At 39.0% G+C, this 22,178-nt stretch carries 28 protein-coding genes; 4 read left to right on the top strand and 24 right to left on the bottom strand.

Features of this window, described 5'->3' with window-relative positions; translation table 11 throughout:
* Positions 1 to 168: 168 nt before the first annotated feature.
* Positions 169 to 1,791: a putative polysaccharide biosynthesis protein gene (locus BQ2679_RS05020; RefSeq protein WP_075568054.1), complete on the bottom strand. Its 1,623-nt coding sequence runs from the start codon at positions 1,789 to 1,791 to the stop codon at positions 169 to 171.
* 105 nt (positions 1,792 to 1,896) lie between these two features.
* Between BQ2679_RS05020 and BQ2679_RS05015 the strand changes: the two genes are divergently transcribed.
* Positions 1,897 to 3,342: a UDP-N-acetylmuramoyl-L-alanyl-D-glutamate--L-lysine ligase gene (locus BQ2679_RS05015; RefSeq protein WP_006148136.1), complete on the top strand. Its 1,446-nt coding sequence runs from the start codon at positions 1,897 to 1,899 to the stop codon at positions 3,340 to 3,342.
* Positions 3,343 to 3,383: 41 nt separating this feature from the next.
* Here the strand turns inward: BQ2679_RS05015 and BQ2679_RS05010 are convergent, their stop codons facing one another.
* From BQ2679_RS05010 to BQ2679_RS04905, 22 genes are all read right to left on the bottom strand, one after another.
* Positions 3,384 to 4,031 carry a DUF1803 domain-containing protein gene (locus tag BQ2679_RS05010; protein ID WP_075566898.1) on the bottom strand — a complete coding sequence of 216 codons (648 nt, stop codon included), beginning with the start codon at positions 4,029 to 4,031 and terminating at the stop codon, positions 3,384 to 3,386.
* Positions 4,015 to 4,527, bottom strand: a complete 513-nt coding sequence (locus BQ2679_RS05005) for a YiiX/YebB-like N1pC/P60 family cysteine hydrolase (RefSeq protein ID WP_075566896.1) — start codon at positions 4,525 to 4,527, stop codon at positions 4,015 to 4,017. The genes BQ2679_RS05010 and BQ2679_RS05005 overlap by 17 nt, the downstream gene beginning before the upstream one ends.
* A gap of 72 nt (positions 4,528 to 4,599) precedes the next feature.
* Entirely contained in the window at positions 4,600 to 5,535 is a 936-nt protein-coding gene (locus tag BQ2679_RS05000; RefSeq protein ID WP_075566894.1) for a manganese-dependent inorganic pyrophosphatase, read from the bottom strand.
* Between the two features lie 84 nt (positions 5,536 to 5,619).
* The gene (locus BQ2679_RS04995) at positions 5,620 to 5,904 is read right to left on the bottom strand and encodes a GIY-YIG nuclease family protein (protein ID WP_006148132.1); all 285 of its coding nucleotides are present in this window, start codon (positions 5,902 to 5,904) and stop codon (positions 5,620 to 5,622) included.
* Positions 5,894 to 6,643, bottom strand: coding sequence for a tRNA1(Val) (adenine(37)-N6)-methyltransferase (locus BQ2679_RS04990; RefSeq protein WP_142324044.1), 750 nt, complete (start codon positions 6,641 to 6,643; stop codon positions 5,894 to 5,896). The genes BQ2679_RS04995 and BQ2679_RS04990 overlap by 11 nt, the downstream gene beginning before the upstream one ends.
* A 45-nt stretch (positions 6,644 to 6,688) precedes the next feature.
* Complete coding sequence (locus tag BQ2679_RS04985; RefSeq protein WP_075566890.1) at positions 6,689 to 7,051, bottom strand: S1 RNA-binding domain-containing protein; 363 nt, start codon at positions 7,049 to 7,051, stop codon at positions 6,689 to 6,691.
* A gap of 1 nt (position 7,052) precedes the next feature.
* Positions 7,053 to 8,453 carry a bifunctional Cof-type HAD-IIB family hydrolase/peptidylprolyl isomerase gene (locus tag BQ2679_RS04980; RefSeq protein WP_075566888.1) on the bottom strand — a complete coding sequence of 467 codons (1,401 nt, stop codon included), beginning with the start codon at positions 8,451 to 8,453 and terminating at the stop codon, positions 7,053 to 7,055.
* Positions 8,454 to 8,533: 80 nt separating this feature from the next.
* The gene (locus BQ2679_RS04975; protein WP_075566886.1) at positions 8,534 to 9,043 is read right to left on the bottom strand and encodes a GNAT family N-acetyltransferase; all 510 of its coding nucleotides are present in this window, start codon (positions 9,041 to 9,043) and stop codon (positions 8,534 to 8,536) included.
* Positions 9,044 to 9,169: 126 nt separating this feature from the next.
* Positions 9,170 to 9,409, bottom strand: coding sequence for a 30S ribosomal protein S18 (gene rpsR, locus BQ2679_RS04970; RefSeq protein WP_000068664.1), 240 nt, complete (start codon positions 9,407 to 9,409; stop codon positions 9,170 to 9,172).
* A 31-nt stretch (positions 9,410 to 9,440) separates the two neighbouring features.
* Positions 9,441 to 9,911 carry a single-stranded DNA-binding protein SsbA gene (gene ssbA / locus BQ2679_RS04965; RefSeq protein ID WP_075566884.1) on the bottom strand — a complete coding sequence of 157 codons (471 nt, stop codon included), beginning with the start codon at positions 9,909 to 9,911 and terminating at the stop codon, positions 9,441 to 9,443.
* Between the two features lie 11 nt (positions 9,912 to 9,922).
* Complete coding sequence (rpsF, locus tag BQ2679_RS04960) at positions 9,923 to 10,213, bottom strand: 30S ribosomal protein S6 (RefSeq protein WP_075566882.1); 291 nt, start codon at positions 10,211 to 10,213, stop codon at positions 9,923 to 9,925.
* A gap of 130 nt (positions 10,214 to 10,343) precedes the next feature.
* Entirely contained in the window at positions 10,344 to 11,000 is a 657-nt protein-coding gene (locus BQ2679_RS04955; RefSeq protein WP_075566880.1) for a CBS domain-containing protein, read from the bottom strand.
* A gap of 206 nt (positions 11,001 to 11,206) precedes the next feature.
* A complete protein-coding gene (locus BQ2679_RS04950; protein ID WP_075566878.1) occupies positions 11,207 to 11,917 on the bottom strand; it encodes an ABC transporter ATP-binding protein in 711 nt (236 codons plus the stop codon).
* Positions 11,917 to 12,681, bottom strand: a complete 765-nt coding sequence (locus BQ2679_RS04945; RefSeq protein WP_075566876.1) for an ABC transporter ATP-binding protein — start codon at positions 12,679 to 12,681, stop codon at positions 11,917 to 11,919. The genes BQ2679_RS04950 and BQ2679_RS04945 overlap by 1 nt, the downstream gene beginning before the upstream one ends.
* Positions 12,681 to 13,637: a branched-chain amino acid ABC transporter permease gene (locus tag BQ2679_RS04940; protein WP_075566874.1), complete on the bottom strand. Its 957-nt coding sequence runs from the start codon at positions 13,635 to 13,637 to the stop codon at positions 12,681 to 12,683. The genes BQ2679_RS04945 and BQ2679_RS04940 overlap by 1 nt, the downstream gene beginning before the upstream one ends.
* Positions 13,638 to 13,640: 3 nt before the next feature.
* The gene (locus BQ2679_RS04935; RefSeq protein WP_075566872.1) at positions 13,641 to 14,510 is read right to left on the bottom strand and encodes a branched-chain amino acid ABC transporter permease; all 870 of its coding nucleotides are present in this window, start codon (positions 14,508 to 14,510) and stop codon (positions 13,641 to 13,643) included.
* A gap of 105 nt (positions 14,511 to 14,615) precedes the next feature.
* Positions 14,616 to 15,776 (bottom strand): ABC transporter substrate-binding protein, encoded by a 1,161-nt coding sequence (locus BQ2679_RS04930; RefSeq protein ID WP_075566870.1) that lies wholly within the window; start codon positions 15,774 to 15,776, stop codon positions 14,616 to 14,618.
* A gap of 88 nt (positions 15,777 to 15,864) precedes the next feature.
* Entirely contained in the window at positions 15,865 to 16,134 is a 270-nt protein-coding gene (locus tag BQ2679_RS04925; RefSeq protein WP_075566868.1) for a YlbG family protein, read from the bottom strand.
* A gap of 78 nt (positions 16,135 to 16,212) precedes the next feature.
* On the bottom strand, positions 16,213 to 16,803 hold the full coding sequence (clpP, locus tag BQ2679_RS04920) for an ATP-dependent Clp protease proteolytic subunit ClpP (protein WP_075566866.1): 591 nt from the start codon (positions 16,801 to 16,803) through the stop codon (positions 16,213 to 16,215).
* A gap of 115 nt (positions 16,804 to 16,918) precedes the next feature.
* Positions 16,919 to 17,548, bottom strand: coding sequence for a uracil phosphoribosyltransferase (upp, locus tag BQ2679_RS04915; RefSeq protein WP_004252365.1), 630 nt, complete (start codon positions 17,546 to 17,548; stop codon positions 16,919 to 16,921).
* Between the two features lie 84 nt (positions 17,549 to 17,632).
* Positions 17,633 to 18,100 (bottom strand): deoxycytidylate deaminase, encoded by a 468-nt coding sequence (locus BQ2679_RS04910; RefSeq protein WP_075566864.1) that lies wholly within the window; start codon positions 18,098 to 18,100, stop codon positions 17,633 to 17,635.
* An 18-nt stretch (positions 18,101 to 18,118) separates the two neighbouring features.
* Complete coding sequence (locus BQ2679_RS04905; protein ID WP_075566845.1) at positions 18,119 to 18,676, bottom strand: TetR/AcrR family transcriptional regulator; 558 nt, start codon at positions 18,674 to 18,676, stop codon at positions 18,119 to 18,121.
* Positions 18,677 to 18,800: 124 nt separating this feature from the next.
* On the opposite strand from BQ2679_RS04905, the gene BQ2679_RS04900 reads away from it, so the two are divergent.
* Genes BQ2679_RS04900 through BQ2679_RS04890 form a run of 3 tightly spaced genes read left to right on the top strand, consistent with a single transcriptional unit; the run spans position 18,801 to position 21,354 of the window.
* Complete coding sequence (locus BQ2679_RS04900; protein WP_075566843.1) at positions 18,801 to 19,646, top strand: DegV family protein; 846 nt, start codon at positions 18,801 to 18,803, stop codon at positions 19,644 to 19,646.
* Between the two features lie 56 nt (positions 19,647 to 19,702).
* Positions 19,703 to 20,878, top strand: coding sequence for an aminoacetone oxidase (gene aao, locus BQ2679_RS04895; protein WP_075566842.1), 1,176 nt, complete (start codon positions 19,703 to 19,705; stop codon positions 20,876 to 20,878).
* A 20-nt stretch (positions 20,879 to 20,898) separates the two neighbouring features.
* Positions 20,899 to 21,354 (top strand): 8-oxo-dGTP diphosphatase, encoded by a 456-nt coding sequence (locus tag BQ2679_RS04890; RefSeq protein WP_075566841.1) that lies wholly within the window; start codon positions 20,899 to 20,901, stop codon positions 21,352 to 21,354.
* Positions 21,355 to 21,382: 28 nt separating this feature from the next.
* Here the strand turns inward: BQ2679_RS04890 and BQ2679_RS04885 are convergent, their stop codons facing one another.
* Positions 21,383 to 22,123: a MerR family transcriptional regulator gene (locus BQ2679_RS04885; RefSeq protein ID WP_075566840.1), complete on the bottom strand. Its 741-nt coding sequence runs from the start codon at positions 22,121 to 22,123 to the stop codon at positions 21,383 to 21,385.
* Positions 22,124 to 22,178 lie beyond the last annotated feature (55 nt).

Here is a 22,178-nt window from a genome sequence, read left to right as displayed (position 1 = left end):
AATATTTGTATCATTATACAGCTAATGTTTTTTTTAGTCAAGTAATTATGCTTAAAATTTTATTTTTTTCTACATTTTTTATATTTTTTTGTATTTTTTTAAGAAAAAAAGAACAATTTAGACTTTTTCACATAAAAAGTTCAAATTGTTCGTTTTATTTATAAACTGTTATGATAATTTTAAGCGTGCACGTAAGCGATCTGCTTTAGCTGGCCCAATGACCTTATCCAAAAGTCGCGTACGTAGACTCAGGATACCATAGACGCCTCCTCCCATAAGGCCAATGATAGCGACATAAACGAAGCTCCATAGACGTCCGGTTGGTTGGAAGAAAAAACCTATTATCCATTGTATGAAAGCAACTAGCAGGAACATCACTACGGTTAGGATAGAAATTAAGATAGTTCGTTTTAGAACAATATTTCGACGGACACCCGTCACCTGGCAAATATCACGGTACATTAATACATTCGGAATAATCAATCCGATTGTTGTAGAAATTAGCGGACCGTAACTGTGGAATAGAGCAATGGCTGGAAATTGTAAGAGCAGCTTTGCAAGCGAACCATAGAAAAAGTATAAAACAGCTTTGCGATTTCGGAACATTGCTTGAAGCATAGGTGACAAGACCATGTACAAACCTAAGATTGTCGACTGTAAGACTGCAAAGACAAATAAGCCCATAGCCAGACTATCTGGTTTACCGTAAAAGACTGTATAAAGGGGGTCACCAACCATGACAACTCCTACTGTAGCAGGAAGTAGGAAGAGAAATAACATGGTGATACTATCTTCAACCAAACGAGAAGCTGCTGGCAAATCACCCTTGACATAGTTTTCTGTCAGAAGTGGTAAGCCTACACTACCAATCGAAACCCCAACCGATATGAGAATCATGGTGATTTTGTTAGGATTGGCAGAGAAATAAGAGAACATAACAACCAAGTCTTCATTGCTATAGTTAGTCAACCAAGTCATGGTATTAATAAAGGTCATCTGGTCTAAAATTTGGAAGAGCTGAATTGCTGATCCTGTTAGGATAAATGGAATAGCTTCCTTAATCGTATCAATCAATAGACGCTTGCTATTTATTTTATCTCTTGTTTCAAAGACTTTTTGTAGCATTCCTTCCTTAAATAGGAAATATAGAAGTACTGCAAAACTCGCAATCATCCCAATAAAGGCCGCAAAAGTAGACTGAGTTACAGCTGCCAGATAATCGCCTGAGCCAAGTTTCATAATGATAAAGGTAGCGAGTAACATCCAAATCACACGAATAACCTGTTCAGCAATCTGACTCATAGCATATGGTTTGAGATTATTCATTCCTTGGAAAAAGCCACGGATGACACTCATGGACGGGAAAATCAAGACCGCCCAAGATAGGCTCTGCATAATTGGGATTAACTCACTTCCAACACCTGAAAGGTCTGCTAACCACGGAGCCATGAAATATAAGATTAGGGCAAAGAAAACACCTAATCCTGTCATGAAACCTAAGAAACTACGAATTAAGGCAAAACTATGCTCTTCCTCATGCATGGTATTATACTTAGCGACTTGCTTTGCGACTGCAACAGGAATACCCGCAGTCGAGATCAATAAGAACCATGCATAAATATTATAGCCCATGGTGAAGAGTCCATTTGCCTTAGCGGCATATGTCCCCATCCAAATATACCATGGAATAATGTAAATAGCCCCGAGCAGGCGGCTGATAAAATTACTAGCCGTTAGCCAAGCAGTGCCTCGTAACATCTGGGCTTGCTGATGATTATTTTCGTTAGACATAGCTTCCTCATTCATTTTTAATCACTAGGAAAAGTTCCTTATCTTCCATTATAAACTTTTCCTTGTTACTTGTAAAATTCAGACTTTCAGTTTACAATAGAAAGTATGATAAAGATTGAAACCGTATTAGATATTTTAAAGAAAGACGATCTCTTCCGTGAGATTATCGACCAAGGACATTACCACTATAATTTTAATGATGTAACTTTTGATAGCATCTGCTACGATAGCCGGAAAGCGAAAGATAATAGCCTCTTTTTTGTAAAAGGAGCTGCTTTCAAGAAGGAATTTCTTCTTTCGGCAATAGAACATGGACTCAGTTGGTATGTAGCGGAGCAGGACTATGAAGTAGATATTCCTGTTATTGTCGTTAACGATATTAAGAAAGCTATGAGTTTGATTGCCATGGAATTTTATGGTAATCCACAGGAAAAACTAAAACTCCTTGCTTTCACTGGTACTAAAGGAAAAACAACAGCTGCTTACTTCGCCTACAACATTCTAAATCAAAAACATTATCCAGCTATGTTATCGACCATGAATACGACCTTGGACGGTAAAACTTTCTTCAAGTCTGCTCTGACAACACCTGAAAGCATCGACCTCTTTGATATGATGGCGCAAGCAGTTGATAATGGAAGAACCCACCTTATTATGGAAGTTTCCAGTCAAGCTTACTTGGTGAAACGAGTCTACGGCCTCACTTTTGATGTAGGTGTGTTCCTCAATATCAGTCCTGACCATATTGGACCTATTGAGCATCCAACTTTTGAAGATTACTTCTACCATAAACGTCTCTTGATGAAAAATAGCCGAGCAGTTGTCATTAATAGCGATATGGACTATTTCTCTGTTCTAAAAGAACAAGTAGAAAATCAAGAACATGACTTCTACGGTAGCCAATCTGATAACCAAATCGAAAACTCCAAAGCCTTTAGCTTCTCAGCTACTGGTAAATTAGTTGGTGATTATGACATCCAGTTGATTGGACATTTTAACCAAGAAAATGCCGTGGCTGCTGGACTTGCCTGCCTTCGTTTAGGTGCTAGTCTTGAAGACATTAAAAAAGGGATTGCTACTACTCGTGTCCCTGGCCGCATGGAGGTTCTCACTCAGAAAAATGGAGCAAAAGTTTTCATCGACTACGCCCACAATGGTGACAGTCTTAAAAAACTAATCTCAGTTGTTGAAACACATCAGACTGGAAAAATTGCTTTAGTACTTGGTTCAACAGGAAACAAGGGAGAAAGCCGTCGTAAGGACTTTGGACTTCTCCTCGATCAACATCCTGAAATTCAAGTATTTCTAACGGCTGACGATCCAAACTATGAAGATCCAATGGCCATTGCAGATGAAATCAGTAGCTTTATCCATCATCCTGTTGAAAAGATTGCTGACCGTGAGCAAGCCATCAAGGCTGCGATGTCTGTTACAAGTCAAGAACTGGATGCTGTCATTATCGCTGGTAAAGGAGCTGACTGCTACCAAATCATCAACGGGATAAAGGAGGACTATCCTGGAGATGCAGCCGTCGCAGAACGTTATCTATAGTAAATTAAAAGAAGGCTAGGAAATTTCCTAGTCTTCTTCTATTATTTTATAAAGATGAGTCTTTCCTTATCAAATTCTACAGCTAACTCATATTTCCCATCTTCATTTTGAACGATGTAGCCTAATAAGACTAGACTATCAACAAAGATATCAGGTCGTTTCTGCATGAGTTGATCTTTTTTGAGGAACTTGAGCAAAAAAGTAGTCATGTACTTGAGAGCATACTCAGGATTGACATCCCCTAAAATTTCATACAATCTCTGCTGTTCTTCCGTCAGTGGATAGTGGAACTTGACCTTGCAAAAGTAATTAGACAAGGTCATCTTTTCCCTTGCAAAATCGGTGTGCTCTTCTAGGATAGCTGCATTTGTTTGATTGCGTAATCCCGTCTGAAAATCTTTCTCCAAGATTTCTTGATAGATGGGACTATCATCTCTTACAAAGACTTCTTGGTCTAGTGCAAGAGATTCTGTAGATTCTAGAAATGGGAGATTGAGATAATAGCGTTTGTTTTCTCTCAAAATCAAACCCGCTTTAATATATTCCTCCAAATACTTGTCAACTAGAACCTCTGGAAACTTAGCCTTAATTTCGCGTAGAATAACTTCATCATGCTGATCAAGATAGTCCACCAAGTCCCTAAAGAATGGCTGCCGTGTCAATCGTGATGGATTAATAATCTGAATCATGAAGATTCCTTTCTTTACATACTAAAAGTAGTGATGCTGCTAATTGACTCGGGTTAGTGCCAGGCTGATTCAGAGGTACAGGAAGCCCCAACTCTCGATAATATTCTCTCCAGAAATCACTGATTTCCTGTATATTATCCCCAAACTTCATGGGAATGGTCTCAAAAATAGGAAGAATGTCTGCGATATATTGGGAACAATAGAGACCCTCCCCATCAGGATAAAAAGAAAAATTATAAGGAGCTCCCAGATGCTGGTCTGCTCTTTTCTTTACCTTTTGAATATCTATCTTTGGATAGCAATAAATATCATACAGATAATCTGGTTCGAAGAAGTCTATTGGCTTTTGATAGATAACGCCAACTTCCCCACTAGCATGATAGACGAAGCCATCCAAAAAAATAGCTACATGGCTATAGTTTCCAGTAGATGCCTGGATAGCCTGTCCTATATCCGAATCATCTTTTACAAAAATTAAGTCGCCATTTTCCAACATACTTCTCTCCTAGCAAAAAAGGAGTCGAAACTCCTTTTTATTACAATGGGTATCCCCATTTTCATTTTAGAATTAAGCATTAAAGCTTTCTGTAAGTTGAGGTACAACTTGTTTCTTACGTGAAACAGCACCTGGAAGGAAAGCGTGGTTGTTTTCAAGTTTGAAGTTGAAAGCTGCTTCTACCTTGTCCATATTAGCACCAAGAGCCAAAATTTCTGAGTTTGAGTTGACGATGTCTGTAATCATCAAGACAAAGTCAGAGTAGCCGTTAGCTGCATTTGCGGCTTGGATAGCTGCTTCGATTTCAGCTTGGTGTGCCAGTACTTCAGTAATATCAACTGTATTCACTTGAGCCACACGGACATTGTTTCCGTTGAGTTCAAATGTCTTCGCATCAATATCAATCAATTCTTCTGCTGACTTGCTTGCCAAGTTTGTACCAGCCTTGAGCATGGCAAGACCGTATTCTTCCAAGTTCACACCAGCCAATTCAGCCAATTCAAGAGCAATGACTTTATCTGATGGGTGAGTGGTTGGAGATTTCAAAAGAAGAGTATCTGAAATTAAACCTGATAGCATCAAACCTGCAATTTCTTTTGGAACAGCTACGCCATGCTCTTTGAACATGCGGTAAACGATAGATGATGCTGATCCAACTGGTTCTAAACGCATGTAAAGTGGGCTTGCAGTTTCAAAGTTAGCCACACGGTGATGATCCACCACACCATAAACTTCAACTTCAGCGATATCTGAAACAGATTGTTGGAATTCATTATGGTCTGTTAAGATAACTTGTTCTGCCCCTTCTGCTTTAGCAGAAGTGATCACGCGCGGTGCTTCAACACCAAAATAGTTCAATACATAGGCTGTTTCTTCATTTGGAGTCCCAAGAGCTACTGCTTCTGTATCCATGCCGTATGCTTCTTTTGCAAGATAAGCAAAGGCTACAGATGACCCGATGGCATCTGAGTCTGGATTTTGGTGACCAAATACTAGAATCTTAGACATGATAATACCTCGTTTCTTTATTCTCTTTATTGTAGCATTTTTTTCGCTTTTTGACAAAAGTAAGAGGAGTCAAAGGACTCCTCATTACAAGTCAAAAGAATCGACTAAATTTCTATTTTGATTCTCTTTGAAATAATTTTCTTTTTGCATACGTGTCTTGCGCTTGAAAAGAGCTTCAGCAGACATGGCCTCTTCCTTACTGTCAAAACCTTCTGCAAATATGAGTTTTACTGGCAATCGAGCTCGTGTATATTTGGCTCCTTTACCGCTATTGTGAACGGCAATCCGTTTCTTGACATCTGTTGTATAGCCTGTATAGTAGGAACCATCACGGCACTCCACCACATACATATAAGCCTTATGATCCATAGTAAATCTCTTGAATTTCTGGTGTATAAGTACCATCACTATTATGAACAATGAGTGGTGGTAAAACCTTAAAGCCACTAGTGGACCCGTCCTTGATAGCTTCAATCAAAAGCATATTGGCTTCCTTTTCCCGTTTAGGATAAACAAATTGCAGACGTTTTGGAGCCAGATTATGCTGTTGGAGAGTAGCTAAGATATCTAATAATCGATCAGGACGATGAACCATAGCCAAACGCCCATTTGATTTGAGAATACTCTGAGCACTACGACAGATTTCCTTAAGATTGGTCGTAATTTCATGCCGAGCTAAAAGATAATGTTCACTTTCGTTCAGATTAGAATTTGGATCCACTTTAAAATAAGGCGGATTGCATAATATTAAATCAACCTTACTCCCCTGAATATAGCTAGGCATATTTTTCAAATCATCACAAATAACCTGTATCTGCTCTTCCAAGCCGTTTAAACGTACTGATCGTTCCGCCATATCAGAAAGCCGTTCCTGAATCTCTACAGATAGAATTTTTGCCTTGGTTCGGCTACTGGCAAAGAGCCCTACAGCACCATTACCTGCACAAAAATCCACCACCAATCCTGTTTTAGGAATTCGGGGGAAGCGTGATAAGAGGACACTATCAACTGAATAGCTAAAAACCTCTCTATTTTGAATGATTTTTATATCTGTTGAGAAGAGTTGATTAATCCTCTCTCCTGGTTTTAATAATTCTTCCATATAAATTAATTCTTCTATAATATGCAGATTGTAAGGAGAATAAAAAGTGCATTATGACTCTTTTTTATTTAGATTAGAAATTGCTTCTCTAGTCCAGATAGGCATCATACGAGCTAAAGGTGCAAATCCGTATTTCACTCGATCACTTGAAAAACGTCTCCGTCTAGGAAGTTGGTGTTTTTCTTCTTCCAAGGTACGAATGGAAAGGCTAGCCTTCCCTGTATATTCATCAAAATCTACCACCTGTACCTGGACTTCATCACCAATTTTTAAAACATCATAAATGTTTTCTATATAGCCAGTTCGAATTTCAGATATATGAATTAACCCTGTAGTACCATTCTCTAATTCTACAAAAGCACCATAGGATTGAATTCCTGTAATTCGCCCTTTTAGCTTATCACCAATTTTCATCTTAATCCTCGATTTCAATCGTTTGAATAACGACATCTTCAACTGGCTTATCCATGGCACCTGTTTCTACACCCGCGATAGCATCTAATACTTCATAAGATGCTTCATCTGCAAGTTGACCGAATACAGTATGACGACGGTCTAGGTGAGGAGTTCCACCTTGTTCTGCATAAATCTCCGCAATTGGTTCTGGCCAGCCACCACGAGCAATTTCTTTCTTAGAATATGGCAAGTGTTGGTTCTGTACGATAAAGAACTGGCTACCGTTGGTATTTGGACCAGCATTGGCCATAGAAAGGGCACCACGGATATTGTAAAGTTCTTCTGAGAATTCATCCTCAAATGATTCGCCGTAGATTGACTCGCCACCCATACCAGTTCCAGTTGGGTCTCCACCTTGAATCATAAAATCTTTAATAATACGGTGGAAAATCACACCGTCATAGTAACCATCTTTTGACAGAGCAATAAAGTTAGCTACTGTTTTTGGTGCGTGATCAGGGAAAAGTTTGATACGCATATCCCCATGATTTGTCTTAATAGTCGCAATTGGACCTTCTACTGCTTCAATGTCTACTTGTGGAAAATGTAATTCTTTTTCTACCATACCGAATCCTTCTAAGGCATTAAAAATGCCATCCTCTTCTAATGTTTTTGTAATATAATCTGCTTTCTCTTTGATTTTGTCATGAGAAACACCCATAGCGACACTAATGCCTGCATAATCAAAGAGTTCTAAATCGTTAAGTCCGTCCCCAAAAACCATAACGTTTTCAGGTTTTAAACCTAATTTGTCTACCACTTTGGCAACTCCAGCTGCCTTAGAAGCAGAAATAGGCACCACATCTGACGAATGTTCATGCCAACGTACCATACGTAAAATCGATGCCAAAGTATCAGGCAAGATCAAATCATCTCCCTGACCCTCAAAGGTCCACATCTGATAAATATCTTCTTTTTGGTAAAAATCAGGGTCCACCTCTAAATCAGGATAAATCGGGTCAATCGCCTGGCTAATCATCTCTGTTCTCCTTGATAGTTTAGCAGCATGACTTCCCACCAAACCATAATCAATCCCAACTTCTTTGGTCCAAGAGATATACTCCTCAACATCTGACTTCTCAATCTGATGCTGATAAATGACCTGACCTTTTTTATCTTCGATATAAGCCCCATTCAAGGTTACAAAGAAGTCAGGCTTGAGATCACGAATCTCTGGAACGACACCAAAAATGCCTCGACCAGTCGCAATTCCTGTCAAGATTCCTTTTTCGCGTAATTGTTTAAAAATCGTTGGAATAATACTAGGAACAAAACCTGTCTTTGAATTTCGTAAAGTATCATCTATATCAAAAAAGATAATTTTAGTTTTCTTAGCCTTGTATCTTAACTTGGCATCCATTATAATACCTCCTTCAATTCACTCTTTCCATTATACCATAAAGTAGAGAAATCCCACATCCCCAATAAAATCCTTGTCTCTTATCCTAATTCCTTTACTAGATACAAAACCAAATCATCATTATTTTGGCTAGTTGCATTCATTTCCAAGGGTTGATTTTGATACCAGACACCTGTCCCATCTGGAATGTAGCCCCGTCTGATATATAATCTCTGGGCAGGGCCATAGCCTAAGTGCAAACCTACACCAAGAGTGACCTTACTCGAAACAAACTTGACTCGTTTTTCTGCTTCTTCTAGCAGTTGATTCCCAATCCCTTGATTTCGAAAAGGCTCAAACACATTAAAATCTGATAACTCTGGATAGACTTCTGCAAAAGGACCATGTTTAGCAGAGGGCAAAATGGTAACGTAGCCCGCTACAACACCATCAATCTCTGCAACTAAGACTTCTCTCTCCCTACTTTCCTGTTCCAGAAAATATCTAGCCAAAATTTCCTCTCTACCAGGCCAACCCTGATTGATTAAACCTTGGGATAGGTGTTTGATATCCGATTCAATCATTTTTCTAATAATAGCGTTTCCCTTCATAAGATACTCCTTTAGAATTACTACTATCATTATAGCACGTTTTAGAGAAAGAAAAAAACCAGCCGGGTCTTGACTCGCTCTCACATTTCAATGCTCGTGAAAAAAAGACCCGTAAGGGTCTTTTCTTTAATCTTCGTTTACGAAAGGCATCAAAGCCATTACGCGAGCGCGTTTGATAGCTGTTGTTACTTTACGTTGGTTTTTAGCTGAAGTTCCTGTTACACGACGAGGAAGGATTTTCCCACGTTCTGAAACGAAACGGCTAAGAAGCTCAGTATCTTTGTAATCAACATATTCAATTTTGTTTGCTGCGATGTAATCAACTTTTTTACGGCGTTTGAATCCGCCACGACGTTGTTGAGCCATGTTTTTTCTCCTTTATAGTATTAATTGTCCATTAGAATGGTAAATCATCATCTGAAATATCCAAAGGATTGGTTGCTCCAAATGGATTCTCATTACGTGAAAAGTCTGGTACTGAATTTGTAGGTGCTGCGTGACTAGCAGTTGGTGCAGAATAAGCTCCACCTGTCTGTCCTTCACGAGCACTACGGCTTTCCAACATTTGGAAATTCTCAGCTACGACCTCTGTCACATAGACACGTTGTCCTTGCTGGTTATCGTAACTACGAGTCTGAATACGGCCTGTAATCCCAACAAGAGAGCCTTTTTTAGCCCAGTTAGCAAGATTTTCAGCCTGTTGGCGCCACATTACGACATTGATAAAATCAGCCTCACGTTCGCCATTTTGACTCTTGAATGTACGGTTTACTGCAAGAGTAAAAGTCGCAACTGCTACATTTGATGGGGTATAACGTAACTCAGCGTCACGTGTCATACGCCCTACAAGTACAACATTGTTAATCATAATTTACCTTCTTACGCGTCAAGTTTGACGATCATGTGACGAAGAATGTCAGCGTTGATTTTTGAAAGACGGTCAAACTCTTTAAGAGCTGCATCGTCGTTTGCTTCAACGTTAACGATATGGTAAAGTCCTTCACGGAAATCTTGGATTTCGTATGCAAGACGACGTTTTTCCCATGCTTTTGATTCAACAACAGTTGCACCGTTGTCAGTCAAGATAGAGTCAAAACGTGCTACCAAAGCGTTTTTCGCTTCTTCTTCAATGTTTGGACGAATGATATAAAGAATTTCGTATTTAGCCATTGATATGTTCCTCCTTTTGGTCTAATGACCCCAAGACTTGGCAAGGGGTAAGTGAGGTTTGCTCACAATAAACTATTATACTAGAAAAAATTTTTTTTGGCAAGTAAAAAAGGTGTTTCTAATTCATTTTTTAAAGCTTTTTAGCAGAAGTTCGAGCTATTTCCTCTACTTGAATATTTTCTGCTTCAAATTTTCCTTTTAGTAATGGAAGATCAACCATTCCATCGATTTGCACCTCAATAATAATTTTACCGTCCTTTCGGGGTACGTTAATAGTATGTGAAATATTAAGATTTTCTTCAACAATCAAAGAAACAATCTTTCCTAGAACTCCTACCTCATTTTCAGTAATGAAACGAACTCGAATTCCTTCTTCTCCATAACCTGAAACCTCTAGAAAAGCTCTAAAAACATCGCGATCTGTAATGACACCATAGAGCTGACCATTATCCATAACTGGAAGAATACCAATTTTATTTTTAAGCATGAGATAGGTTGCATCTTCTAGACTAGCGTAACCTGAAACAGTTATAACATCACGAATCATGACATCTTTTACCTTTGTTTTGTTAAGTAGGTAGTTCATCTCATAGATAGAAAGACTAGTCGCTTTTGAAGGACTAGCTTCAGCGATTGTCCCTTCTGTTACCAAGCCTACTAATTTATCATTCTCAATAACAGGGAGACGGTGCAAGCCTTGTTCGCGCATCAAATCTGCTGCGTGTGCAACAGTTGTATCAGGACTGATATAAACGACCTTGCGTGTCATAAAATCTTTAACTGCCATAGGAAATCTCCTTTATGTTTATAGTTTTATTATACACTTTTTACGGAAAGCTATCAAACGCTTTCATTTCTTTTTCAAAATTCAGAAAAATCTGAAGGACTTTACGAAAAAGAGCTCAACTTAGAGCCCTTAATCTTATACTTATGTAGATTGTATGATTGCTTTGCAATCTTTATCCGCCGACTAAAACAATCCACTGGATTGTTTTAACCACCTAGATATGCTTTTCTGACTTCATCTGATGCTGCGAGTTCTTTTCCTGTTCCTGATAGGACAATCTTTCCTGTTTCAAGAACATATCCTCGGTCAGCGATGGCTAGTGCTTTATTGGCATTTTGTTCAATCAAGAGAACTGTTGTTCCTTGTTTTTGAATATCTTGGATGATATCAAAAATTTCTTGGATAAAGATTGGCGCAAGCCCCATTGATGGTTCATCTAATAAAAGAAGTTTAGGCGTTGACATGAGTGCACGTCCCATGGCAAGCATCTGTTGTTCACCACCAGATAGAGTAGCCGCATCTTGGTTTTTACGTTCTTCTAAACGTGGAAAACGTGAAAAGACTTTTTTCAGATTAGCTTGGTTCTCTTCACGATTTTTCTTAAGAAAAGCTCCCATTTCTAGGTTTTCCATAACAGTCAAACCTGAAAAGACATGACGGCCTTCTGGAACCTGAGAAAGACCTGATGCAACAATTTTCTGAGCTGGTGTCTTTTGAATTTCTTGTCCTAAAAACTCAATTCTACCAGAGCTAGAACGAACTAAACCTGAAAGGGTACGAAGAATGGTTGTTTTCCCAGCTCCATTTGCTCCGATAAGGGATACTACTTCTCCTTCGTTTACTTCAAAACTCACATCACGAACAGCTTGGATCATGCCATAATGCACTGATAGATTTTCAACTTTTAACATAGACATTAGACCTCACCTCCTAGATAAGCTTCGATAACACGTTTATTCGTCTTGATTTCACTAGGTGTTCCATGAGCAATCAAGCGGCCATACTCGAGTACATAGATACGTTCAGTAACGTCCATTACTAAGTTCATATCATGTTCGATAAGCATGATGGTAATTTTGAATTCTTCTTTGATTCGACGAATAAGGTCTGTCAATTCAGCTGTTTCTTGTGGATTCATACCCGCTGCAGGCTCATCCAAAAAGAGGATTTTTGGTTCTGTAGCGAGGGCACGAACGATTTCTAAACGGCGTTGTTGACCATATGCTAAGTTTTTAGCTAAGGTATCAGCATCCCTATCCAAGTCAAAGATTTTAAGTAAATCGATAGCCTTGGCTTTTAATGCTTCTTCATTTTTATAAAATGCCGGCAAGCGTAAGAAACTAGCAAAAACATGTTTTTTATGATGATTGCTAAAAGCAATGAGAACATTGTCTAAGACAGTTAAATCTTTAAAAAGTCGAATATTTTGGAAAGTACGACCTAGACCAAGAGAAGCAATTTTATAGGGTTGCTTGCCATTTAATAAGTGACCATCTAATGTAATTGTTCCTTCACTTGGCTCATAAACACCTGTCAGCAAGTTGAAAAGAGTTGTTTTCCCAGCTCCATTTGGTCCAATCAAGCCGACAAGTTCACCTTCATTTAATTCAAGAGTCACATCTCCAACAGCTGTTAGACCACCAAAATGCTTGGTTAACTGTTTTACTTCAAGTAATGCCATTAGTTTTGTTCCTCCTTCTTAGTTTTTTTAAAGAGACGAGATAGACTTAATTCCCATGTTCCAAGAAGGCCACCTGGTCTGAAAATCATTACAAGCACCAAAGCTAAGGCATAGATAATCATACGAATACTTGCTACATCCTGCAGAATCATATTAATAATTCCCAATACAATAGCTGAAACAATAGCACCTGTAACAGACCCCAAACCACCAAATACAACGATAATCAAGACGTTGATAGAGTTAATAAAGCTGTAATCCTTAGGTACAACAGAACCAATAAATCCGGCCTGAAGAGATCCCGCGATACTTGCAGTCATTGCACCAAAAACAAAAGCGATAATTTTGATTTTTGTTGTATTGACTCCAACTGATTCTGCTGCAATCTCATCTTCACGAACAGCTAGAGTTGAACGGCCAATCGGACTTCGAAGGAAGTTTAGAGTTGCGATGGTGGTGATAACCACAAAGAAGTACACCATTTGCCAATTTGTAAAGTTTGGAATACCCAGAATACCAGCTGCTCCATTAGTAATATCTCCACCGTTGACGATAAAGATACGAATGATTTCAGCAACACCGAGTGTTGCAACTGCTAGATAGTCTCCCTTCAATCGAAGAGTTGGAATCCCAACGACTAAAGCTACTAATCCTGAGATAAGTGCTCCAAGAAGCATAGCACCAAAGAAGGCTCCATAGGTTGGGGATTTAGAACCGATAATAGCTGCTGCATAGGCACCAATAGCCATAAATCCAGCATGACCTAGTGAAAATTGCCCAGAGAAACCAACAATCAGGTTAAGTCCCACTGCTAGAATAATATTGATACCAATTTGTTGTAGGATTTGAATGTAAAAAAGATTTAGGACTCCGGCTGAAACAAGTGCGCTAATCAAGCCATATCCTGCCAACAAAAGGAGCAACCATAGAATATTAATTTTTAAATTATCTTTCATTGTTTACACCTTCTCTTTCACATTCTTACCAAGAATACCTGCCGGACGAACAATCAAGATTAAGAGCAAGATACCGTAAACAATAGCATCGCGGAAATCTGACATTCCAAATGCTGTTGCAAAAGTCTCTAATAATCCGATTACAAATCCTCCAAGAGCTGCACCTGGAATGATTCCAATACCACCTAAAACGGCAGCAACGAAAGATTTAATACCAGGAGTCATCCCCATCAATGGTTCCAATGAATTATAGTAAAGGGCGATAAGGACACCAGCAGCACCAGCTAGAGCTGAACCCAAAGCAAATGTAAAGCTGATTGTACGGTTTACGTTGATTCCCATCAACTGAGCTGCATCACTATCTACTGAAACGGCACGCATGGCTTTCCCCATCTTAGTTTTTTGTACAATGAGTTGCAAAAGAATCATCAATACAAGTGACACACCTAATATCATTAACTGAATATTTGTCAAGCTAATTGGCCCCAAGTCGTAACGGACAGTTTGAATGGCTTGGGGAAAGGCACGTGTATTGGCACCAACGAAATAAACCATCCCGTACTCAAGCAGGAAAGATACCCCAATCGCTGTAATCAGAACTGAGATACGAGTTGAATTTCGTAAAGGTCTATAAGCTAGAAACTCAATAACAACACCCAGAATAGCTGTACCGACCATAGATAGAAGTAGGGCAACAAAGAAATTCAATTGTAGGTAGTTAATCAAGAAATAGCCCATAAAAGCCCCCATCATATAAATATCGCCGTGGGCGAAGTTGATGAGCTTGATAATTCCATAAACCATGGTATATCCAAGGGCTAATAATGCATAAACACTACCCAGGATTAAACCATTAACAAGTTGTTGGAGCATATAGTTCACTCTTTCTAATAATAATTTTTAGGATATAAATTTCTTCTAAAATACCGAAACAGGGAGTGAGTAAAAAGCTCATTCCCCATTCTCGTTATCTTTAATTTATGGTTGTACGACTTCTGCCGCTTCCACTTTACCATTATTCATAGTCATCATGAATGCAGTTTTAACAGTGTTGTGATCTGCATCGAAGCTTGTTTTTCCTGTTACTCCCTCAAAGTCTTTAGTTTTAGCAAGATTATCTTTAAGTTCTACAGATGTTTTAGCACCTTTTGCTGCATTTGCTACAAGGTAAACTGAGTCATATGCAAGAGCTGCAAAAGTTGAAGGCTCTTCATTGTATTTAGCACGGTAAGCTTCTAGGAAGGCTTTTGCCTTATCAGAAACATCTACTGTTGATGAGAAACCAGAGATGAAGTAAATGTTTGATGCTCTTTCTGCTGTTGCTTGTTGAACAAACTCTTCACCATTAAATCCATCACCACCAATGATTGGTTTGTCAATACCCATACCACGAGCTTGGTTTACAATTTTACCTGCTTCAGTGTAGTAACCTGGTAATACGATTGCATCAAATTCTTTATCTTTGATTTTTGTAAGAGCTGCTTGGAAGTCAGTATCTCCTGATACAAATGTTTCATCAGCTACGATTTCACCTTTAAATGATTCACGGAAAGCTTTTGCAACACCTTTAGCATAGTCACTTGAGTTATCAGTATACAAAACAACTTTCTTAGCACTCAATTTATTAGCTACATAGTTTGAGATGATTTTACCTTGGTAGCTATCTTGGAATGTTCCAATAAATAGGAAGTCTTGTCCTTTTGTCAAACCATCTTGAGTAGCACTTGGCGAGATTAATGGCACAGCAGCTTGAGTAGCGTTTGCCACTGCAGCAGCAGTTGCTCCAGAAGTCGCAGGACCTACGATAGCTGCTACTTTTGATTGAGTAACAAGGTTTGTAGAAACAGAAGCCGCTTCAGCAGTTTCAGATTTGTTATCTTTATCTACAACTTCGATTTGTTTTCCATCAACACCACCAGCAGCATTGATTTGATCAACTGCAAGTTGAGCACCCTTTTGTTCAGATGTACCGTAAGCAGCTACTGCTCCAGTCTCCTCAAAGTTGAAACCAATTTTAATAACTTTTTCATCTACTGGGTTACCAGTTGCATTCGATGCTCCTGATTTCACTTCACCACAAGCTGTTAAAACAGCTACACTTGCAAGTGCAACAAGCGATAATGCGAATTTTTTCTTCATAATTTGTCTCCTTCTTAAGTTCATTTTTTATGACATGTTAAGAATATACCGAATTATCAGAAAATTGTCAATACTTTTTTTGTATTTTTTAAATGATAACGTTTTCTTCCTTTCGATAAAGGTTTCCAACAAAAGGAGTTTCTAGTTCTTGAATGTGACAAACTCTTACTTTTTTAATAAATTTTTCTTTTTCTAAACGTTCTACCAATTCAGCTACTTCTTCTGTTGGTACATAAAGCTGTATATAACGACGCTTTTTAGAATGGTAACAGATATCTCCAAAACTTTGGAGTTTTTTTACATCACGATTATAATAAAGATAGACAATCAAACCAGAACGATTCTCTTTTTCAAACATAATATAACTTCCTTTTAAAAATCTTCCTTTTATTATATCAAAAAAAGCAAACTCAGTCGAGTTTGCTTTTAAGGATTATTAGTTCAAAGAATTATTTGCCATAATCTCGTCAATGAAACCATATTCTAAAGTTTCTTGAGCACTCATCCAGTAATCACGTTCAGCATCTCTATGAATTTGTTCAACAGATTTACCAGAATTATCTGCAAGAATTTGCTCCAAAGTTTTACGGGTTTTAAGCAAGTGTTCAGCTGCAATAGCCATATCAGTCTGCTGAGTACCACCACCTGTACCACCCATTGGCTGGTGAATCATATACTCTGCATTTGGAAGCATGAAACGTTTACCTTTAGCACCACTAGATGCAATGACAGTTCCCATTGATGCCGCCATCCCCATGACAATAGTTTGGACATCAGCCTTGATAAAGTTCATGGTGTCAACAATCGCTAAACCAGCTGATACAGAACCTCCAGGAGTGTTCACATAAAGGTAAATATCTTTTGTACTATCTTGAGCATCCAAGAAGAGCAATTGAGCAATGACTGAGTTTGCCATATTGTCTTCGACTGGTCCAGTCAACATGATAATGCGATCCTTAAGAAGTCGTGAGTAAATATCATACGAACGTTCTCCACGACTTGTTTGTTCAATAACTACAGGAATCATTCATTTCTCCTTTTGATCTTTTAAATTTAGTAGTTGTCTACTGACAATGAGGTTATTATACCTCGTTGGTCAAAAAAGGTCAATTTTTTGATGTGTATAATCCTCTTTTTGTGTCCTACTTAGTTCCGAACAAGCGGTCTCCAGCGTCTCCAAGACCTGGAACGATGTAACCATGTTCGTTCAAGCGTTCATCCAAAGCTGCTGTAAAGATTTCTACATCAGGGTGTGCTGCTTGAAGTGCCTTCACACCTTCTGGAGCTGATACAAGGCAGACAAACTTGATGTTTGAAGCCCCACGTTTTTTGAGGGAGTCAACAGCCAAAATTGCTGATCCACCTGTTGCAAGCATAGGATCAACTACAAAAATTTGACGTTGGTCAATATCTTCAGGTAATTTTACCAAGTATTCTACTGGTTGAAGGGTTTCTTCGTCACGGTACATACCAATGTGACCAACTTTTGCTGCTGGAACCAAACTCAATAGTCCATCAACCATACCAATACCTGCACGCAAGATTGGGACAATCGCCAATTTTTTACCAGCCAACTGTTTTTGAACTGTTTTTGTGATCGGTGTTTCGATTTCTACATCTTCAAGTGGAAGATCACGAAGCACTTCATATCCCATCAACATTGCAATCTCGTCTACTAGTTCACGAAAAGCTTTTGTAGAAGTGTCAGTGCGACGCAAGATTGATAATTTGTGTTGAATCAGTGGATGATTAATAACTTCAAGTTTTCCCATTTGTGAGTTCCTTCTTTCAATTTATTCTTCTAATTATATCAAAAAATGGTTCAAAAATCTTTTGAAACCATTCTTTTTTTGATTCTAAATCAAATTTACTTCCCTAATAGCTGACTGAACTGTTTCAAGTGGTAGATGAGTTAATTCCGTCTTTTTTTCTTGATAAAGGTATTGAGCATAATCATCCATACGGTATTGGTTGATATAAACAACACGTTGACAACCTACTTGAAGTAGCTGTTTTGTACAGTTAAGACAAGGAAAATGCGTAACATAGGCAGTAAATCCCTTTGGAATACCTCGTTCAGCCCCTTGTAAAATAGCATTCACCTCAGCATGTAGGGTTCTAACACAATGCCCTTCTATTACAAGACAGTCATGATCAATACAGTGTTCAGTCCCTGAAACAGATCCATTGTAGCCTGTTGAAATCACTTTGTTATCCTTTACAAGAACAACTCCAACTTTTGCACGTTTACAGGTTGATCGATTGGCAATCAATAGGGCTTGTGCTGCAAAATATTCGTCCCAGGCAAGTCTTTTATCTGACATCATATCTCTCCTAATCGTCTATTTTTTAAAAAATGGTAGGCGTAAATCTGCAATTTTTTCAGCAGGCACCTTCATCCCATCCTTGATCCATTTAAACAAGACCGATACGATGGCCGAACTCCAAAATGAATGCAGGTAAGAACTGACACCTTTTGACTTCCCATAGTATTTTTCTAGAAATTCTTGCATAGCTTGCACAAAGATTTTTTCTAAATGATAGTCTAGGGCAAGCTGAATAATTTTGGCTTCTTTCTTGGCCTCTCTAAAGAGGTGAACCCATACGAGATAAAGGTCTGTTTTAACATCGTAATGACTCAATTGCTCCATGATGTTATGGACGCTACGTTTAAAGACACTTTCTAAAATCTCTTCTTTTGAATCATAGTTTCGATAAAAAGCTGCACGAGAAACGCCAGCACGCTTGACTAACTCAGAAATGCTAATCTTAGCCAACTCTTTTTTCTCCAAGAGTTGCAAAAGAGCTGTTTCAATCGCTTCTCTGGTTAGCAAATTAGATTCTTGATTTGATTTTCTTAGGTTTTCAAGCGATTTTTCAGATATTTTACGTTCAGACATAACAATTTCTTTCTACTTGTGACAACAGAGATGTACTACTTTTGTTTCAAGAGCTTTCATGATATAATTGTAAAAAAAGACAGAACCTTTGTCAATGTATAAGTGATAAAGATGGAGAATTTCTATGACTTGGAAGATTGTAGCTGACTCTGGTTGTGATTATCGTCAACTGGAAAAAACTGCTTTTGATACTGAATTTGTCAGTGTTCCCTTAAAGATTCAGGTAGCAGATCAAGTCTTTGTCGATGATGCCAATCTGGATATCGATAAGATGATGGAATCTATGTATGCGACTTCTGAAGCTTCAAAATCAGCCTGCCCTAGTCCTGATGATTACTTACGAGCATTCGAAGGCGCCAAACATATTTTTGTAGTGACTATCACTGGAACTCTCTCTGGTAGCCACAATAGTGCTCAATTAGCTAAGAATATCTATCTCGAAGAACACCCTGATACTCAGATTCATGTTATCGATAGCTTATCAGCTGGTGGGGAAGTTGACCTAATCGTTGAAAAAATCAATGATTTGATCAACCAAGGACTTTCTTTTGAAGAAGTGGTTGAAGTTATTACTACTTACCAAGAAAAAACGAAGTTGTTGTTCGTTCTTGCTAAAGTTGATAACCTGGTTAAAAACGGTCGCTTGAGTAAGCTGATTGGTACAGTTGTCGGGCTCCTCAATATTCGTATGGTTGGGAAAGCAAGCGAAACCGGAACCTTAGAACTCCTCCAAAAGGCTCGTGGTGCTAAAAAATCTCTTCAAGCTGCCTATGAAGAGCTTATCAAAGCTGGCTACGCTGGTGGGCGTATCGTCATGGCTCACCGCAGCAATGAAAAATTCTGCGAACAGCTCTCAGAGCTCTTACGAGAAAAATACCCACAAGCTGACATTAAAATCATCCCAACTTCTGGACTCTGCAGTTTCTATGCGGAAGAAGGTGGGCTCCTCATGGGATACGAAATCAACTAATAAATCTGACAAGAGATGTCTAATCATCTCTTGTTTTTTTATGGTACAATACTCTTATGAAACATTTTGATACTATTGTCATCGGAGGTGGCCCTGCTGGTATGATGGCTACGATTTCCAGTAGCTTTTACGGGCAGAAAACCCTTCTCATTGAAAAAAATCGGAAACTTGGAAAAAAATTAGCTGGAACTGGCGGTGGTCGTTGCAATGTAACTAACAACGGAACTCTAGACGATCTACTAGCTGGAATCCCAGGCAATGGGCGCTTTCTTTATAGCGTCTTCTCCCAGTTTGACAACCATGATATTATTAACTTTTTTACGGAGAATGGAGTCAAACTTAAGGTAGAAGACCACGGCCGTGTCTTTCCGGCCAGCGACAAATCACGGACTATTATTGAAGCTTTGGAAAAGAAAATCAATGAACTTGGTGGGCAAATTGCTACTCAAACGGAGATTGTTTCGGTTAAAAAGATAGACGACCAGTTTGTCCTTAAGTCCGCAGACCAGACCTTCACTTGTGATAAACTCATCGTCACAACTGGTGGCAAATCCTATCCTTCTACTGGTTCGACTGGTTTTGGCCACGAGATTGCTCGTCATTTTAAGCACACCATTACCGAACTTGAGGCTGCTGAAAGTCCCTTATTGACAGATTTTCCTCATAAGGCCTTGCAGGGAATTTCCCTAGATGATGTGACCCTCAGTTATGGCAAGCACGTCATTACTCATGATCTGCTCTTTACCCACTTTGGTTTATCAGGTCCCGCTGCTCTTCGTATGTCTAGTTTTGTCAAGGGTGGTGAAATCCTGTCTTTAGATGTTTTGCCACAACTTTCTGAAGGCGACTTAGTAAATTTTCTAGAAGAAAACCGTGAAAAATCCTTAAAAAATGCCTTGAAACCTTTGTTGCCAGAACGCTTGGCAGAATTCTTGGTGCAAGGCTACCCAGAAAAGGTCAAACAACTAACTGAAAAAGAACGAGACCAACTTATCCACTCTATCAAATCCCTCAAGATTCCTGTGACTGGAAAGATGTCATTGGCTAAATCCTTTGTCACCAAAGGTGGCGTTAGTCTCAAGGAAATCAATCCTAAAACACTGGAAAGCAAATTGGTTCCTGGACTTCACTTTGCTGGCGAGGTACTAGATATCAATGCCCACACAGGTGGCTTTAACATCACTTCTGCCCTCTGTACTGGCTGGGTGGCGGGAAGTCTACATTATGATTAAGAAATACGAAGGAGAAGCCTATGAACAGGAGAGAATCAGTCGAATTTGTCAACATGTGCATGATTAAAAATGGAGACAAGGTTCTTGTCCAAGACCGAGTTAGTCCTGACTGGCCTGGCATTACTTTTCCTGGTGGTCATGTTGAACGTGGCGAATCCTTTGTCGATGCCGTCATTCGTGAAGTGAAGGAAGAAACTGGTCTGACCATTTCTAAGCCTCAACTCTGTGGTATCAAAGATTGGTATGATGACGAGGACTATCGTTATGTTATCCTCTTTTACAAAACAGAACACTTTACTGGTGAGCTCCAATCTTCAGACGAAGGGAAAGTCTGGTGGGAGGATCTTGAAAATCTACCTCATCTAAAACTATCTACTGAGGATATGTCTGACATGCTTCGTATTTTTTTGGAAGAGGACCTCAGTGAGTTCTTCTACTACAAGGACGGTGATGACTGGCTTTATGAGTTGAAGTAAAAAATAGGCTAGGAATTTCCTAGCCTATTTATTCTCCATTTGTCTGAACGTAAGCTGCAATCACATCTGAAGTGTATTGAGCTGTTCCCTTTCCAAACTTGTCAATGTTTTCCTTGAACTCTGGATTATAGACATAGCCTTGGCCGATATAACCGAAGACTTCCATAGAGCAGTCAAATCCATATGTACGAATAGCTTGCAAGAGTTTGCCAGCTTCTTCTTGGTTTTCGGTTGCTGTTGCAGGCAGACCAGCTTGAAGGTTTTGTGCCAAGGCTTGAAAAACTTGGTTGAAGGCGGCTGTGGCCTCGTCTTCACGACCCTTTTGTCGCTCGAGGGCTTGATCCATAACTTCTTGCCCATATTTCTCTATCGCTTCTTGGTGGTATTTTTGATTGTCTTGATAACTAAATCCCGTGAATTTTTCCTCAATGGTCATTTTTCTTTCTCCTTTTTGATCTTGAATAGTTTTTTGCAAGGTAGAAATCAAGGTATCTAGATGTTGCCTTTCTCGAGTTAGGTAATCCAACTGTCTTGCCAAATGTGGTAACAAGTCCGTCTTTTCTTCCTTCAATAGCTCTGCTATTTTTTCTAAAGAAAAGCCTAGATACTTGTAATAGAGGATAACCTGAAGTCGTTCTAAATCCTCTTGACTATAGGTTCGATAGCCATTTTCTGATTTTAACGGAACCAAGAGTCCTATCTTATCATAATGGTAGAGGGTCTTGACGGAGACACCTGAAAGTTGCGCAGCTTCTTTGATATGGTACATGATTTCCTCCTCACATGAATAGTATATCCCCTTACCTTAGGGTAGAGTCAAGTAT

It is taken from the genome of Streptococcus timonensis, from assembly GCF_900095845.1.
Taxonomy (GTDB): domain Bacteria; phylum Bacillota; class Bacilli; order Lactobacillales; family Streptococcaceae; genus Streptococcus; species Streptococcus timonensis.
Note: the sequence above shows the minus strand (reverse complement) of the source record. Positions and strands in the feature narration are given on the sequence as shown.

Bases quoted from the DNA above. Each gene is read 5' to 3' on its own strand.
- BQ2679_RS04980 (WP_075566888.1), bottom strand. From the start codon at position 8,453: ATGGATGCCAAGTTAAGATACAAGGCTAAGAAAACTAAAATTATCTTT.
- BQ2679_RS04955 (WP_075566880.1), bottom strand. From the start codon at position 11,000: ATGGCAGTTAAAGATTTTATGACACGCAAGGTCGTTTATATCAGTCCT.
- BQ2679_RS04925 (WP_075566868.1), bottom strand. From the start codon at position 16,134: ATGTTTGAAAAAGAGAATCGTTCTGGTTTGATTGTCTATCTTTATTAT.
- BQ2679_RS05010 (WP_075566898.1), bottom strand. From the start codon at position 4,031: ATGATTCAGATTATTAATCCATCACGATTGACACGGCAGCCATTCTTT.
- BQ2679_RS04885 (WP_075566840.1), bottom strand. From the start codon at position 22,123: ATGTACCATATCAAAGAAGCTGCGCAACTTTCAGGTGTCTCCGTCAAG.
- BQ2679_RS04910 (WP_075566864.1), bottom strand. From the start codon at position 18,100: ATGTCAGATAAAAGACTTGCCTGGGACGAATATTTTGCAGCACAAGCC.
- ssbA (WP_075566884.1), bottom strand. From the start codon at position 9,911: ATGATTAACAATGTTGTACTTGTAGGGCGTATGACACGTGACGCTGAG.
- BQ2679_RS05020 (WP_075568054.1), bottom strand. From the start codon at position 1,791: ATGTCTAACGAAAATAATCATCAGCAAGCCCAGATGTTACGAGGCACT.
- rpsR (WP_000068664.1), bottom strand. From the start codon at position 9,409: ATGGCTCAACAACGTCGTGGCGGATTCAAACGCCGTAAAAAAGTTGAT.
- BQ2679_RS05000 (WP_075566894.1), bottom strand. From the start codon at position 5,535: ATGTCTAAGATTCTAGTATTTGGTCACCAAAATCCAGACTCAGATGCC.
- BQ2679_RS04935 (WP_075566872.1), bottom strand. From the start codon at position 14,510: ATGCTCCAACAACTTGTTAATGGTTTAATCCTGGGTAGTGTTTATGCA.
- BQ2679_RS04900 (WP_075566843.1), top strand. From the start codon at position 18,801: ATGACTTGGAAGATTGTAGCTGACTCTGGTTGTGATTATCGTCAACTG.
- rpsF (WP_075566882.1), bottom strand. From the start codon at position 10,213: ATGGCTAAATACGAAATTCTTTATATCATTCGTCCAAACATTGAAGAA.
- BQ2679_RS04890 (WP_075566841.1), top strand. From the start codon at position 20,899: ATGAACAGGAGAGAATCAGTCGAATTTGTCAACATGTGCATGATTAAA.
- clpP (WP_075566866.1), bottom strand. From the start codon at position 16,803: ATGATTCCTGTAGTTATTGAACAAACAAGTCGTGGAGAACGTTCGTAT.
- BQ2679_RS04995 (WP_006148132.1), bottom strand. From the start codon at position 5,904: ATGGATCATAAGGCTTATATGTATGTGGTGGAGTGCCGTGATGGTTCC.
- BQ2679_RS04905 (WP_075566845.1), bottom strand. From the start codon at position 18,676: ATGTCTGAACGTAAAATATCTGAAAAATCGCTTGAAAACCTAAGAAAA.
- BQ2679_RS04985 (WP_075566890.1), bottom strand. From the start codon at position 7,051: ATGAAAATTGGTGATAAGCTAAAAGGGCGAATTACAGGAATTCAATCC.
- BQ2679_RS04945 (WP_075566876.1), bottom strand. From the start codon at position 12,681: ATGGCATTACTTGAAGTAAAACAGTTAACCAAGCATTTTGGTGGTCTA.
- BQ2679_RS04930 (WP_075566870.1), bottom strand. From the start codon at position 15,776: ATGAAGAAAAAATTCGCATTATCGCTTGTTGCACTTGCAAGTGTAGCT.
- upp (WP_004252365.1), bottom strand. From the start codon at position 17,548: ATGGGAAAACTTGAAGTTATTAATCATCCACTGATTCAACACAAATTA.
- BQ2679_RS05005 (WP_075566896.1), bottom strand. From the start codon at position 4,527: ATGTTGGAAAATGGCGACTTAATTTTTGTAAAAGATGATTCGGATATA.
- BQ2679_RS04940 (WP_075566874.1), bottom strand. From the start codon at position 13,637: ATGAAAGATAATTTAAAAATTAATATTCTATGGTTGCTCCTTTTGTTG.
- BQ2679_RS05015 (WP_006148136.1), top strand. From the start codon at position 1,897: ATGATAAAGATTGAAACCGTATTAGATATTTTAAAGAAAGACGATCTC.
- aao (WP_075566842.1), top strand. From the start codon at position 19,703: ATGAAACATTTTGATACTATTGTCATCGGAGGTGGCCCTGCTGGTATG.
- BQ2679_RS04950 (WP_075566878.1), bottom strand. From the start codon at position 11,917: ATGTCTATGTTAAAAGTTGAAAATCTATCAGTGCATTATGGCATGATC.
- BQ2679_RS04975 (WP_075566886.1), bottom strand. From the start codon at position 9,043: ATGAAGGGAAACGCTATTATTAGAAAAATGATTGAATCGGATATCAAA.